Genomic DNA, 14422 nt, shown 5'->3' with positions numbered 1-14422 from the left:
CGACCTCGCGCGTGCACAGTGATCGCTTTTTGGGAGTTTTTCATGACAACCACAGACCAAGTGCTTGCCCGCGCCTCCGCCGCCGCCGGCAAGGCTATCCTTTATTGGATAGGGCAGGGTGGACGCGATCCGGATGCGCCGCTGCCATCGAATCCGGTCCACGTCGCGCGCGAGTGGGACGGCCTGGACCGCGCCCACCAGCAGGCGCTGGCGCCCTTGGCCCAGGCGATGGGGATCGACGTACGCGACCCGGCGCTGGTGCGCGAGGCATGCGACTGCAGCGGCTTTGTTTGCTGGGCGCTGGGCTTCGCGCGCGTCCTTCCCGGACCCGGCGGCGACGCCTGGATCAACACGGACAGCATCTGGACCGACGCCCAAGGACCGCAGCGTCGCTTCCGCCGGATCGACCGGGCCCTGCCGGGCGCGCTGGTGGTCTACCCCAAACTGGGCAGCGGGGAGGACTACGGCCACGTCGCCATCGTCGTCGAGGCAGATGCCGAAGGGCGCGCCACCCGCATTGTCCATTGCTCGGCGGATAACATCAAAGCCGCGCCCCACGACTCCATCAAGATCACCTCGCCTGCGAAGTTCGACGCGCAACGCCGCAGCATTTATGCATGGTGCCACGACGTCGAGTGAAGTTGGCGTGCAAGGATGAGGCTGAGTGCGACAACAAGAATGAGCGCAGCTTTTTCATCTTCAACCTCTTTTTCGGCTCCCATGGTGTGCGTGTTGGCCTCGCCATCGTTTTGGTTGGCGACCACCGCGATACCGCATACGCGGTATGGGACCGGGCGCCATTTTCAGAGATACTTCATTGACTTAATCAACCCGGCTCAAGAGTAGGCGTCGGGTCTGCGCAGTCTTACCACCGTGCGCACAGCAGGATGTTATGGCGTATTCATTTCCTATCATCAATGGAGGATCGCAGTATGACGTTAGCAAACTCGTTGGAGATGCAGTCGGACACCTCACGCACTGCTGAATCGGGAGCGGGGGGGACGGTGGCATTGGCTGCGGGATGCGGGTGCAGCGGAAACCCCTCCCCCAGCAGTGACGCGGCGGCGGCACAGCAATTTGTCTATGCCTTGGGGCAGATTGGCTGGCGCTTTCCCTCGCGCTCCGTGGAGAAAGAATTCGCGCAGGCCATAGGACGGACAGACACGGCCGGCCAAACCGACCGCGAGGCATTGCACGCGGCGTTGTCGCAGCGCCGCAACCGCTATCTCGTCAGGCAACTGTGCTGGGTATTTTCCATCGAAGGCCTGGAAACCTATCTGCTGCTGCCCAGGGACATTTCCGATTACGAGCTCTTCGTGGACGCGGTGCGTCCGGCGCCCACCCCGCTGGATCTCGATATCGTGATCGGCACGCGTGGAGGGATCGCGCCAGCAGGCCTGTGCAATGGACTTTCTCTACCGATGGTGACAGTCGATCAGATTTATGTGTTCGATCGGGAGACTCTCTTTGCCTCGCTGCCGCTCACGGACGGCATGGATGAAGAACTGTTTGCACGCACTTCGTCGGAGTTGCTTGACCGTATCCTCCAACTGGCAGACAACGCGGGCACCTCCGATGAACACAGGGCCATTAATTATCTGGCGGTACGCTACCCGCAACTGTACAACCAGACAATTCTGGCCCATCAGAACAATCTTTCGCTGACGGCGGTAGAGTCCAGGCAATCCCGGCTTAATGGTATGCGCCGCATCGTCGATGTCATATTGACCTATACCCACCGCATCACCGATGTGTCTGAGCGTTATTTCATCCGCGTCGATGTGACTGAACAATTTCCGTTTTTGATTACCAAGCTGTCCCCCTATTTTGACCGTTAAAGGAGCTTGATATGAATTTCCCAGGATTCACGGCGGAGTGCTCGCTGCAGTTACGCAACAGCCTTTCTAATATTTCAGGCGCTAATTTCGCGGCGCGGCAGAGCGATCAAGTGGAGCCGGCGTTTCTAGGATGTATCACCGCATGTTTGATTTCTTGCTACAAAGCAGGCGGAAGCAGCGCAAACTGCGCTGAGACCTGCGCCTATGCTTGCAGAAGGTTTCATGGCTTGGCTGTTCAGCCCCAATTTTCTGAGTAGTCGTGAGACCCGTCTCATATTTTGGATGGTGACCTATGAAAACACGTCGTGTAGTAGTTTCTTCATTGCCAGGCTTCGGCGCAGAATTGGCTCTTTCGGCAATGAAGACGAGATATTCCAGCCCACTTTTGCGCTCTGAAGCTGTTGCCGAGGTAACGGCGGCATTACGTACGCAAAGCCAGGATGATTTCGATCCGCTGGACTATTGCAGCGGATTGCAAAGGTGTTGCGCCAAACGCTTTCTGGACTGTTGCATCGCTTATCGACGAGATTGCGGTTAATACTATGAATCCATTACAGACAGTCGGAATCAGCAAGCTGGCAGAGGTGACGCGTGGCCGAGGCGAGGTTAGCATAGGCCTGATCGATGGTGCGGTCGATCTCAGTGACAGCAGGCTGAAGGACGCCCACATTCGAAACGTCGGTGGCGCGGATATCATATGCAGCGATCCTTCTGACGCGGGGTGCAGACATGCGACTTTGCTGGCGGCGACACTATTTGGACAGCTGGATGGCGCTTGCCCAGCGTGCACTTTGCTGGTTCATCCGATTTTCGCATCGACACAGGCGTCGAGCCTGCCAGTCTCGGACGCCATGACACTGGCATCGGCAATGGTGAGTACAGTAGAGGCGGGCGCTTCCGTCATCAATTTGAGCTTGGCGGTCAACAACGTCAGCAGGCAGGCCGCGCTTGCGTTGAACGATGTGCTGAATTTCGCTTGTTCGCGCGGGGTGATCGTGGTCGCTGCAAGCGGAAATGGCGGGGAACTTGCTACCTCGCCGGTCACCGCTCATCCCTGGGTCATTCCCGTTGTCGCCTACAACGGTGGCAAGTCCCTTTTGTCGTTTTCAAATATCGGACGCTCGGTCGGCAGGAATGGCCTTGGTGCACCGGGCATTGTCACGGATAGTGACGGTGCCCCACAGATTGCCGGTACCAGTGTGGCCGCGGTATTTGTAACCGCAGCGGCAGCGCTGTTACGTTCTGCGCTTCCAGACAGCAGTGCGGACGAAGTAATCCACGCATTGCGACACGCCTCCGGAAACAGGCGAGGTGTGATCCCGCCTTTGCTCGACGCATGGACGTCTTATCTGCGACTGAAATACGCGTGCAATTCTTTGGCTTTGCCCCTATAACATCGAATGGAGAGCAGAATGAAAACACCAGGCTTTACAGCGGAGCGCGCCCTGCGTCCCGCCGATTCCCCATCTCACATGGCCGGTCGCCTTTCTCTTCCCGCGCGGGAGTCACAAGTCTCATTGGCCGGAAGACAGTGCAAATCGCTTTGCGCTAGTTATTGCGCGGCAAGAGGCGGCGGTGACGATTGCTTTAATACTTGCATGGAAGTGTGTCACGTCGTCCAAGCTCCGGTGATGATGTAATAAATTTTCCAATGCCGAAGCGGTTTGCGTTTTTCGACTGTTGAAGGAGGTTGATATGAATTTCCCAGGATTCACGGCTGAGCGCTCGCTGAAGGTGAGCGATATGCTTTTCAATGTTTTCGGCGTTAATTCTGCGCCGGGGCGGAGCGATCAGGTGGAAGCGGCGGGAGTGTGCAAGTCCTTATGCATGATCGGCTGTCTGTATACCGGCTCAGGTCAGGAAGTCTGCGACGCGGCATGTAACGATTTTTGCACAAGGCGAAAATTAGTTGTTCAGCCTCAGTTTACCGACATCGCTTAACTGGGGTCTTGGCCGGCATCGGCGGTGCCGCCATGCCACTCACGCAGGCGGCGCCCAGTCACTTGGGTAGGCGTCGAGTCCGTTCGGCACGGACGTCACACACCGGTCACAATCGCGCAGTAAATTCAGTTACCTTTTCTTTATCGGAACTGAACAACATGAACACTGTTGCGCAAGCAAGCCGCCCGAGTCCCGCGGACAGCAAAAATACGCCCCTCACTGCGGCCATATTCGCCGTGCTGCTGGCCTTCGGCTTGGCGTTCAGTGCTTACAGCCTACGCGCCGATGTCACAGAGGCCGGTCCGGTATCGACCAATTGGATGCCCTACATCCTACTCGGCGTCGCGCTGTTGATCGCTCTTGGTTTTGAATTCGTCAATGGTTTCCACGACACCGCCAACGCGGTAGCTACCGTGATCTATACCAATTCCATGCCGGCCAATACCGCTGTGGTTTGGTCGGGTTTCTTCAATTTCCTTGGCGTGTTGACCTCTAGTGGCGCAGTCGCCTTCGGTATCATCTCCCTGCTGCCGGTGGAACTCATCCTGCAGGTTGGTTCGAGCTCGGGATTTGCCATGGTGTTTGCGCTGCTGATCGCCGCCATCGTTTGGAATCTGGGAACCTGGGCGCTTGGGCTTCCGGCATCGTCGTCGCACACCATGATCGGCTCCATCCTCGGCGTTGGTATTGCCAATGCGATGATGCACGGGCGTGATGGCACCAGTGGTGTCGACTGGGCCCAAGCCACCAAGGTCGGCTACTCGTTGCTGCTGTCACCGCTTGTCGGCTTTGGCTGCGCCGCCTTGCTGCTGCTGGCGCTGCGCGCTGTGGTCAAGCGTCGCGAACTCTACGAAGCCCCGAAGGGTACCACGCCGCCGCCATGGTACATCCGTGCGCTGCTCATCTTGACCTGCACCGGCGTGTCGTTTGCACACGGGTCCAACGACGGGCAAAAAGGCATGGGTTTGATCATGCTGATTTTGGTTGGCACCGTGCCTATGGCATATGCGCTGAACCGCGCCATGCCGGCGGAACAAGTGACGCAATTCGTCGCAGTGAGCCAAGTCACCCAGCAATCGCTGCGGCAATACGCCGCACCGGCGTCCTTGCCGGTCGCGAATCCGCGCGCGGTGCTGTCCGACTATATCCGCACCAAGGAATTGAAGACTGCCGTGGTGCCTGCGCTGGCCGCCCTGACGGGCGAAATCGGCCAGTCGGTGAAACAGTACGGTTCGCTCGCCAAGGTGCCGGCGGAGACCGTGGGCAACGTGCGGAACGACATGTACCTGGCCGCAGAGGCGCTGCGCCTACTCGATAAGAGCAAGGCGGTGCCGTTCGACGCCGACACCAGCGCCAACGTCAAGGCGTTCCGCAATGAGTTGGACGATGCGACCAAGTTCATTCCGCTGTGGGTGAAGGTCGCAGTGGCGATCGCACTGGGGCTGGGGACAATGGTGGGGTGGAAACGCATTGTCGTCACCGTCGGTGAGAAGATTGGCAAGTCGCACTTAACCTACGCTCAGGGGGCGTCAGCGGAATTAGTGGCGATGCTGACTATTGGCGCGGCTGATATTTACGGCCTGCCAGTATCGACCACGCACGTGCTGTCGTCCGGCGTGGCCGGCACGATGGCGGCAAATCGCTCGGGCTTGCAATGGTCGACGGTTCGCAACTTAGCTCTGGCCTGGGTACTGACCTTACCAGTAGCGATCCTTCTGTCGGGTTCACTGTTCTGGCTGTTCTCACAGCTGTTTTGATGGTCAGAATCGGCCCGGATTTGGCACTCCATACGATGCCCACGCTTGTGCATTTCTTAGGGCACAAGTTGGATATGGGGCAAAGCAAAAAACGCCATAAAACCTTGATTTTCAAGGATTTACGGCGTTTTATGATATATCGCTAAAATGGGGGCTGGTGCTCCGAGCCGGAATCGAACCGGCACGCCTTGCGGCGGGAGATTTTAAGTCTCCAGTGTCTACCAATTTCACCATCGGAGCAGCACAGCCCAATATTATGCCATGAACATGACATAACTGCCATACCGGAAGCTGGGCGCAGCGACAAGTCCGGCGACGCGCGCCGCTGGCGCTCAATTTCGACGCCCGCGATACGCTGCTGCGCGGTGGCGTGATCGATCAGTCCAGCTTCAGCGCCTTGGCGACGTCTTCCCACGCGACGTACTTGAAGTTTTGCGGGCCGTCCGGCAGGCGCTTGTAGCCGTCCTGGATGACCAGCATGCCCTTGGCGTACGGGCCGCCGAAGTTGGCCGAGCTGACTTCCAGTCCGTCCGTCTCCGACGTGCCGTCGATGCCGGCGGCAAGGTTGTAGCCGACCCGGAAGCTGCCGCGCACGCGGTACGGCGCGTTGGCGTCGAGCACCAGATAGCTGTTGTCACCCTGGCTGGAGACGACCAGGTAGTCGTCCTTGTCGCCGTGGTACAGGCCCATGCCTTCGACGTCGGCCACCAGTTGCGGGCCGACCGGCATGATCATGCTGAGCTTGGCCGGGGCGTCGCCGCGCGCGGAGACGGTCCAGACGCCGCGCTTTTCCTCGCCGAGGAACAGGCGCTCGTTGCGGTCGTCGACGACGCAGCCCTCGGGCTGGCTGGCGACCTTGAAGCGGCGCAGCAGCTTGCCCGACATGCCTTTGCCGTCGGCGCCCGCTTCGATGCGGTATTGCAGGAAGCTGCCATCCTTGTCGTTGATGAACGCTTCCAGGCCGCCGTCCGCCGGGCGGTACAGGCACATGCCGTAGATGTCCTCCAGCCCGGTGGCGAAGGCACCGGCCGGCGTGACCTTGCCGGCGGCGTCGATGGCGAACAGCATCACGCTGTTGTCGTCGCGCTGGGTGGCGACGGCGACGTCAAGCTTTCGTCCGCCGACGGTGACGCCTTGGCGCACGTCGACGTTGTTCAGGCGGCCCACTTCCAGCAGCTGCAACTGCTTGCCGCTCAGGTCGTACACCAGCAGGCCTTGTTTCTTGTTGGTGCCGAGGATGCGCGCGCCGGCCGGGTCGGCCGGGTTGCGCCAGATGGCCGGGTCGTCGGCGGCGTCGCCCTGGCGGGCCACCGGCTCGGTCTGCGCGCGCGGCTCGATGATGGCTTTGGCGCCCGGCACCGCCGGCGTTGCGGCCTGCCACGGAATCACCCGCACTTGCCCTTTCTTGAAGCTGTCGCCGCGCTGGACCAGCTTGCGGCTCGGTCCGCCCTCGGCGTCCGCGTCATAGGCCCACACGCCCATTTTTTCTTCATTGACCAGTAACTGGTGCGCGGCGTCGTCGGCGCGGCAATGCTTGACGTGCGGCGGCAAGGCCAGCCTGCGCACCAGTAGGCGCTGGTCGCCGTGCATCAGCCATTGTTCGGCCTGGCCATCCTTGCCGATCATGAACAGATGGTCGATATGCTGGGCGTCGCGGTACAGGCACGACGATTCGATGCCGAACGGCGGCGCCGGGAACGGCGTTTGCGCGGTCAGGGTGCCGGCCTTGATGTCGACCAGGACCGGCAGCACATGTTCGGCGTTGGCGTCGAGCACCACGGCCAGCACGCCGCCACCTTGCGTTTGTGATCGCAGGTCGAGCTGCTTGGCGCGCACGCTCAGATGGGCGCGCTCTTTGCCGGCGGCGTCGAGCAGCCGCAGGCCCTGCTTGTCGATGGCCAGCCAGTCGCCGTCGGGCAGGGCGGCAAGTTCGCTGGCCTTGGCGGCGAGGCCGGGCAGGGCGCCCGCGCGCGCCGCCTGAGCCGCCGCGGCCGCCGAGCTCGCTGCTGCCGCGTGCGCCGTCTGTGTCAGCACGCCGCACGAGACCAGCGCGCCGAAGAGAATTGCGTTGAAGATCGTGGTTTTCATTATCAGAACATGCTCACTTTGAGGCTGACTTTATAGGTGCGGCCGTATTGTTCGTATTGCGCGTTTTGGGCCTTGCTGCCCAGATAAACGTAGTATTTCTCGTTGTTCAGGTTGGCTGCTTCGACGTTCAGCTGCACCTGCTTGCTGAGCTGGTACGACAACGAGAAGTCGACTTGTTTCTGGGCGTCGACGATGCGGTCCTGGCCGGCGTCGAGGATGTCGTCGCCCATTTCCAGCAGGTACTTCGACTTGTAGTTCAGCGCCAGGCGCGTGCTCAGCGGACCTTGCTCGTAGCCCAGCATCAGGTTCAGCACGCGGTCCGACTGGCCCGGCATGTCGATGCTGCGCGAGCGCGTGCGGCCGGCGTCGATGTCGTAGCGGGCGATGTTGGCGTCCGAGCGGGTCAGGCTGCCGTTGGCGCCGACGATCAGGCGATTAAACGGCGCCGGCAGCATGCGCAGCGGCTGGGTGTAGGCCAGTTCGATGCCCTTGACGGTGGCCTTGTCGCCGTTGGCGTAGGACACCGCCGAGCTATAGTCGGCCCACTGGCCGCTGCCGGCCAGGTTGGTGGTGTAGGTGAAGTTCTTGATGTCCTTGTGGAACACATAGGCCGACATGCTGCCGTCGTCGCCCAGCACGCGCTCGATGCCCAGGTCGAGGTTGGTGGACTTCAGCGGCGCCAGATCCGGGTTGCCGATGGTGGCCTCGGTGTCGCTGGCCAGGCTCACGCCCGGCGCGAGCTGGCTGAAGTTGGCACGCACCACCGAGTGGGTCCAGGCCGCACGCACGCTGGTCTTGGCGTCGAGGTCGTAACGCGCCTGCAGCGACGGCAGCCAGTTGGTGTACGAGCGCCGGCGGTTGACCGGATCGAAGCTTTCCTCTTCCTCGGTGACGCGCGAGCCGGCCGCGTCGAACCTGGTGTGCTCGGCGCGCACGCCGGCCAGCAGGTGCCAGGCGTCGATGTCGACGCTGTTTTGCACGTAGGCGGCGTCGATGTCCTCGTGCATGTGGTAGTCGTCGACGGTCGAGTCGACCAGCAGGCGGGCGTCGGCGCGCTTGAGGCCGGCCACCAGGCGGCGGATCGCAGCCGGGTCGATGGCCTTGCCGATGCGGCCCAGCTTGTAATCGAGGTCGTTGCCGGTGACGTAGTCGGCCAGCGCGGTGCTGGCGCCGCCGATCTGCTTGCTGCTGTACGACCACGCCTCGGTGTCGTTGGATTTTTCGCGGCGGGCGGCCTTGGCGCCGAACTTGAGCGTCGAACTGCCTTCGCCCAGCTCGAACTTGTGGCTGAGGTCGAAGCGAATGTGGTGTTCCTTGTCGGTGGCGTCGCCTTGCTTGAGCGCGATCGAGTTCAGCTTGTAGTTGGCAGCGTCGTACAGGCTGGCCGGACCGGTCAGGCGCGGGATGTCGGTGCCGGTGAAACCGACGCCGGCGAAGTCCTTGCTGCCACGGAAGCGGGCGTCGTTGATCGATTCCGGCGCCTCGTCGGTGGCGCGGCTGATGCCGCCGGCCAGATCGAGCTTCCAGCCGTTCCATTTCTGTTCGGTGCCTAGCACGACCGAGCTGATGGTCTGGGTGTACTTGCGCTGGCGCAGGCGGCGTTCGCCGCGCGCGCTGGCGGTTTGTCCCTCGGCCAGGCCGTCGCCGGCGATGTTGCTGATGGTCAGGCGGTCGCGCACTTCGTCGTCGCTAAAGTCGCTGATGAAGCTGCGAACGAAATATTTGCTCAGGTTGTCGGCGTGGTAGTCGAGGTTGAGCGCGGCGGCGCGGCGCTTGCGCGTCGGCAGGTAATCGCGCAGTTCGACGCCGGTCAGCTTGCCGTCTTCCCAGGCGCCGCCGGTTTCGACGTTGTCGGAACCGAATTCACGCTTTTCGTAGCTGATGCCGCCGGCCACGCCCAGCTTGCCGTCCAGGAAGCGGTCGGCGAACAGGATGCTGCCGTTGGGGCTGGTCTTGCCGATGTTCTGGTCGCGGCTGGCGCCGACGGTGGCCGACAGCAGCTTGCCCGGCAGGTCGAAGGCCGACAGCGTTTTGACTTCGACGGTGCCGCCCAGGGAATTGGCGTCCTGGTCCGGCGTCAGGGTCTTGCTGACCGACAGCGAGCGGATCAGGCCGGCCGGCAGCACGTCCAGCGCCACCGCGCGGCGGCCCGATTCGGGCGACGGCACCAGCGCGCCGTTGATGGTGACCGAATTCAGGTCCGGGCCGAGACCGCGCACGCTGACATAGCGGCCCTCGCCCTGGTCGCGCTGCACCGACAGGCCCGGGAGGCGCGCCAGCGCTTCGGCCGCGTTCTTGTCCGGCAGGCCGCCGATGTCGTCGCTGCTGATGACGCTGACGATGTTGTCGGCTTGTTCCTGGGCGGCGATCGCATTGCGCAGGCTGGAGCGCTGGCCCGAGATCACCACGCTGTTGGCGCTGGCGGCTACGCTGGCGGCGGCGCCCTCGTTAGCCGTGTTGGTTTGCGCACTGGCATGCGATTGGGCGGCCAGCATGGCCAGCACGCCAAGGCTGAGTACGGAGAGGCGGCAACCATGACCTTGCTGCGCGGGCTGTTTGGACGTTTTGTACTGTGTGGTTTTCATTATGTGCCGTCATATTAGTTGGAAGACGGGCGGATTCTAAGTAGTCAATGTGTCAATTGCATGACACCTTGCCGCGTTGGACGCCCAAAGGCGCGTTGGAGAGGCCAAATCCGGGCGCAATGAGCTGGATTGACCCGGCAAACAGGCTGCCTGAGCCGCAGCGCGCGCAGGAGGCGAGGAGGGGGAACACTGCACGGAGTGGCGCGGGGTTGCCCACCACCTGTGAGCCGTTTGCACCTGTTGTGGCGTCGATGAGTCTTGCCCGCCGCGATGGCGCGATGTCATGGCGTTGTCATAAATCTCCTCTATGCTGCCGCCGCACTACCGACGCCGTCATGATGAGCCCGCCCATGTTGCAACTACACCGTTCCACCCTGATCGCGGCCGGCCTGGCCCTGCTGGCCTGCCTGTTCCTGTACGCCAGCCTCGGTGTGGCAAAATCTTTCGAACACTGGAAATGGACCGACATTGTCAGCGAAGGCGGCACCGCCGTCATGGCCGGCAGCTGGGTGTTGTTTACCTTGAGCAGCCGCCCCGGCGGCCTGGTCACGCGCCTGCTGGCCGGCGGCCTGGCGCTGATCATGATCGGCTCCTTCGCCGATTGCTTGGACGAATTTTTCGCCATCAGCAAGACGGCAAGGTGGGATCATTGGCTTGAGGGCATGGTGCCGGTCGGCATGCTGGTGGTCACCATCGGCATGTATTACTGGCGTCATGAGCAGTTCCGGCTCAACGACCATCTGCAAAAGCGCGAACGGCTGTTCCGCGATCACCGTGCCTTCGACCGTATCACCCAGCTGGCCAATGCCGACTATCTGCGGCGCCAGATCCGCCACGAGCAGGCGCGGCGCCCGGGCCAGCCGTGCGCGCTGGTGCTGCTGGACATTGACGGCTTCCACCTGATCAACCGCGAATTCGGCCAGCCCGAGGGCGACCGCGTGTTGCAGGCCGTTGGCCACATGCTGTTGCTCAACCTGCGCAACGACGACTTGCTATGCCGCTATGCCGGCGACCGTTTCGCGCTGCTGCTGCCCGACACCAGCGTGCAAGAGGCCGCGTCGCTGGCTGCGCATCTGGCGGCCATGGTCGGCCAGATGCGCCACCACGCCAAAGGCGGCCGGGTCGGCATCAGCCTGCGCCACGCGTGCTCGAACGCGGACGCGGCGCCGGACGTGCTGCTGGCCGAGCTGAGCCGGGCGGTGTCGCAACCGGCGGCGGCTATACCGGCGGCCTCGACGACCATCGCGGCGGCCGTCCCGTCCACCCTGGTCGCGACGGCGACAGCGTGATCGCCTACCGGCAAATCGGCGACAGTTTCATCCCGGCGCAGCACCAGCCGGCGCTGATACTGGACTACGCCCGCAGCCGCGAGCTCGACGAGCAGGGCGACAAAGCCTTGCGCGGCACCGGCCTGCGCGGCTGGGACATGCCCGACGCCGACGTCGCGCTCAGCCCGGCGCAATACCTGCAATTGCTGGCGAACGTCATGCGCGAACTGGACAGCCCCGACACCAGCTTCATGCTGGGCCAGCAGATGCTGCCGGGCCACTTCGGCGCGTTCAGCCACGCCTTGCTGCAGGCGCAGAATCTGCGGCAGGCGCTGGACATTCTGTGCGCCGGCGCGGTGCGTTTGTGTCCGTTGTTGACGCCGCGCCTGCGCGAGGAGGGTGGCCTTGCCGTGCTGTACTGGACCGACAGCTTCGGCGCGCCCAGCCAGTTGCCGGCGCTGGTGGAAATGCACATGACGGCGGTGACGGCAATGTGCCGCTGGCTGGCCGGCGAGCGCCTGCCGTGGCGCTACTGCCTGAACCGCAGCGCGCCGGCGCACGTCGAACAGCACGAGGTGCACCTGGGCGGCGACCTGCGCTTCAACTGCCATCTGGACGCGATGTTGATCAACCCGGCGTGGCTCGACCGGCCCTGGCCGCGCGGCAACGCGATGGCGGCGTCGGTGGCGCTGAACGGCGCGGCGGCGGAGGCGGGCGCCGACAAGCTGGCGCTGGCGCCGAGCCTGTTGTCGGCGCTGTACGACCACTTGCTGGCCCATATCCGCCTCGGCCCCACGCTGGAGTTGAGCGCGGCCGCGTTCGGCGTCAGCGCGGCCACGATGAAGCGCCATCTGGCGCGCCACGGCAGCCACTTCCAGGCCGAGCTGGACCAGGTGCGCGCGCATGTCGCGATCCACCTGTTCCAGGCGCGCGGCTACGACAACGAAGCGGTGGCGCAATACCTCGGCTTCCACGACGCCACCAATTTCCGCCGCTCGTTCAAGCGCTGGACCGGCCTGACGCCGAGCCTGCTGCGCGACGGCCTGCTCAGCGTGCCGCTCTAGACGAGCGCGCTTACGGCGTGTGCACCGGCTCCTGCACAAACGTCCCCATTCCCGCGCCCAGATAGAAGCTCGGATGCGGCGGCTGGTTATATCCCGCGTTCTGCGCCGCCACCTGCGCCCGGTACTGCGGGTTGTGCATCAACGTCGGCAAGCGCGTGGCGGTCGGCGCGGTGGTGCTGTAAATCAGCAACGCCGTGTTGGCGCTATTCCGCCACACTACCTCCTCGCGCCAATCGCCAAGCAAATCGGCGCTCAACACCGGCGTCGCCTTGGTGCTGTTGTTGGACGCGGCGCCCGCATCGCCCGCGTTCACCAGCACGCTCGAACTGCTGGTCGCTGGATTCCACTTGCTGATCTGCGTGCCATCCAGCGCCTCGCGCAGCAAATCCCCATCCCACCACGCCGCGAAGTTCATCTGGCTCGGCCGGTTGGCGCCGATTTGCACCCCCGTCGCGCTGCGCAGGCCGCCGCGACTGCCCCAGCACTCCTCGCCCGGATGCGCCGGATCGATATCCATGCACACGCCGCGCCCCACGTCCACGCCTTCGCCGCTGGTGCCCCACAGCAGCGCGCCGGTGGCCGCGTTATGCATGCCGGTGCCGCTGGCGCCGTAGCAGCTCGGCGTCTCGTGCACCATGTACACCTGCAAGCCTGCCAGGTTCGGATTGAATTTTCCCACGTGTAAAGCGTCGCCGTGGCACAGCCCCGTCGTGTACAGCAACTGTCCGTAGCTGTCGATGGTGGCCGCGCCGTAGACGATGTCGTCCTTGCCGTCGCTGTTGACGTCGGCCACGCCGAACCAGTGCGCGCCCTGGCCGCGCGCGGCGCTGCCGGCGACGTCGGTGTCGAACACCCAGCGGCTGGTCAGCGCGCCGTCGCGCCAGTCCCAGGCGGCGATCACGGCGCGCGTGTAGTAGCCGCGCGAAAACACCGCGCTCGGGCGCGCGCCGTCCAGGTTGGCCACGCCGCCGAGGAAGCGGTCGACCCGGTTGCCGTAGTTGTCGCCCCAGCTCGAGACGGTGCCGCGCGCCGGCAGGTAGTTGGTGGTCTTCATCGCCTTGCCGGTCTGGCCGTTGAACACGGTCAGGAACTCCGGCCCCGTCAGGATGTAGCCGGCACTGTTGCGGTGGTCGGCCGAAGCCGAGCCGATCACCGCGCCGGTGCCGTCGACGGTGGCGTCGGCCGTCTTCATCATGACCTCGGCCTTGCCGTCGCCGTCGAAGTCGTAGGCCACCATGGTCGTGTAATGGGCGCCGGCGCGGATATTGCGCCCCAGATCGATGCGCCACAGGCGTGTGCCGTCGAGTTTATAGGCGTCCACCAAGGTGTTGCCGGTGTAGCCGGACTGCGAATTGTCCTTGGCGTTGGTCGGCTGCCACTTGACGATGATTTCGTAGGCGCCGTCGCCGTCGAGGTCGGCCGGGGTGCCGTCGTTGATGTCGTAGGTGTAGGCCACGCCGTCGCTCGAGGTGCCGCCTGCCGGACGCTGCACCGGCACCGTCTTGTACGGGGAAGACCAGGTGGCGCCGGCGCCGAAACCGCTTTGCTCGGCGCCGTTGACGACCGCGCGCACCGAGTACGCGCTCGCGGCGGTGCCGCCCGCGTCGGTGTAGTTGAGTTGGGTGAGCGGTGTGCTATTGAGCTTGGTGCTGCCGCGATAGACGTTGAACGCCACGCCGGCCGCGTCGGTGGCCAGCAGGCGCCAGCTGACGAACACGCCGCCCGGCGCCTGGATGGCCACCGCGCCCCGGTTGAGCAGTTCGATCTGCTTGCCGGGGGACGTGACGACGGCGCCGACCTGCGCGCAACTGGCCAGGGCCAGCGTGAAGAAGAGGGCGGGAACTTTTAAGGGCATCATGATTTCACCTTTCAGCGTGGGAA

At 63.5% G+C, this 14422-nt stretch carries 10 protein-coding genes and 1 tRNA gene; 7 read left to right on the top strand and 4 right to left on the bottom strand.

Features of this window, described 5'->3' with window-relative positions; genetic code table 11:
- The first annotated feature begins 42 nt into the window (after positions 1-42).
- From NHH73_19035 to NHH73_19015, 5 genes are all read left to right on the top strand, one after another.
- Positions 43-639, top strand: a complete 597-nt coding sequence (locus NHH73_19035; protein ID USX24703.1) for a CHAP domain-containing protein — start codon at positions 43-45, stop codon at positions 637-639.
- Positions 640-932: 293 nt separating this feature from the next.
- Positions 933-1838 carry a hypothetical protein gene (locus tag NHH73_19030; protein USX24702.1) on the top strand — a complete coding sequence of 302 codons (906 nt, stop codon included), beginning with the start codon at positions 933-935 and terminating at the stop codon, positions 1836-1838.
- A 440-nt stretch (positions 1839-2278) separates the two neighbouring features.
- The gene (locus tag NHH73_19025) at positions 2279-3232 is read left to right on the top strand and encodes a S8 family serine peptidase (GenBank protein USX24701.1); all 954 of its coding nucleotides are present in this window, start codon (positions 2279-2281) and stop codon (positions 3230-3232) included.
- 301 nt (positions 3233-3533) lie between these two features.
- A complete protein-coding gene (locus NHH73_19020) occupies positions 3534-3779 on the top strand; it encodes a hypothetical protein (protein ID USX24700.1) in 246 nt (81 codons plus the stop codon).
- A gap of 158 nt (positions 3780-3937) precedes the next feature.
- Complete coding sequence (locus tag NHH73_19015; protein ID USX24699.1) at positions 3938-5536, top strand: inorganic phosphate transporter; 1599 nt, start codon at positions 3938-3940, stop codon at positions 5534-5536.
- A gap of 155 nt (positions 5537-5691) precedes the next feature.
- On the opposite strand, the gene NHH73_19010 is transcribed toward NHH73_19015, so the two are convergent.
- The 3 genes from NHH73_19010 to NHH73_19000 all read right to left on the bottom strand — a co-directional run bounded on the left by NHH73_19010 (position 5692) and on the right by NHH73_19000 (position 10209).
- A tRNA-Leu gene (locus NHH73_19010) sits at positions 5692-5776 on the bottom strand.
- Between the two features lie 138 nt (positions 5777-5914).
- Positions 5915-7624 (bottom strand): phytase, encoded by a 1710-nt coding sequence (locus NHH73_19005; protein USX24698.1) that lies wholly within the window; start codon positions 7622-7624, stop codon positions 5915-5917.
- A gap of 2 nt (positions 7625-7626) precedes the next feature.
- The gene (locus tag NHH73_19000) at positions 7627-10209 is read right to left on the bottom strand and encodes a TonB-dependent receptor (GenBank protein USX24697.1); all 2583 of its coding nucleotides are present in this window, start codon (positions 10207-10209) and stop codon (positions 7627-7629) included.
- 350 nt (positions 10210-10559) lie between these two features.
- Between NHH73_19000 and NHH73_18995 the strand changes: the two genes are divergently transcribed.
- On the top strand, positions 10560-11498 hold the full coding sequence (locus NHH73_18995) for a GGDEF domain-containing protein (protein USX24696.1): 939 nt from the start codon (positions 10560-10562) through the stop codon (positions 11496-11498).
- Positions 11495-12541 carry an AraC family transcriptional regulator gene (locus NHH73_18990; protein USX24695.1) on the top strand — a complete coding sequence of 349 codons (1047 nt, stop codon included), beginning with the start codon at positions 11495-11497 and terminating at the stop codon, positions 12539-12541. The genes NHH73_18995 and NHH73_18990 overlap by 4 nt, the downstream gene beginning before the upstream one ends.
- A gap of 10 nt (positions 12542-12551) precedes the next feature.
- On the opposite strand, the gene NHH73_18985 is transcribed toward NHH73_18990, so the two are convergent.
- On the bottom strand, positions 12552-14399 hold the full coding sequence (locus tag NHH73_18985; protein USX24694.1) for a rhamnogalacturonan lyase: 1848 nt from the start codon (positions 14397-14399) through the stop codon (positions 12552-12554).
- Between the last annotated feature and the right edge of the window lie 23 nt (positions 14400-14422).

This window comes from Oxalobacteraceae bacterium OTU3CINTB1 (assembly GCA_024123955.1).
Lineage (GTDB): Bacteria > Pseudomonadota > Gammaproteobacteria > Burkholderiales > Burkholderiaceae_D > Rugamonas.
This window is presented reverse-complemented; position numbering and strand designations above follow the sequence as displayed.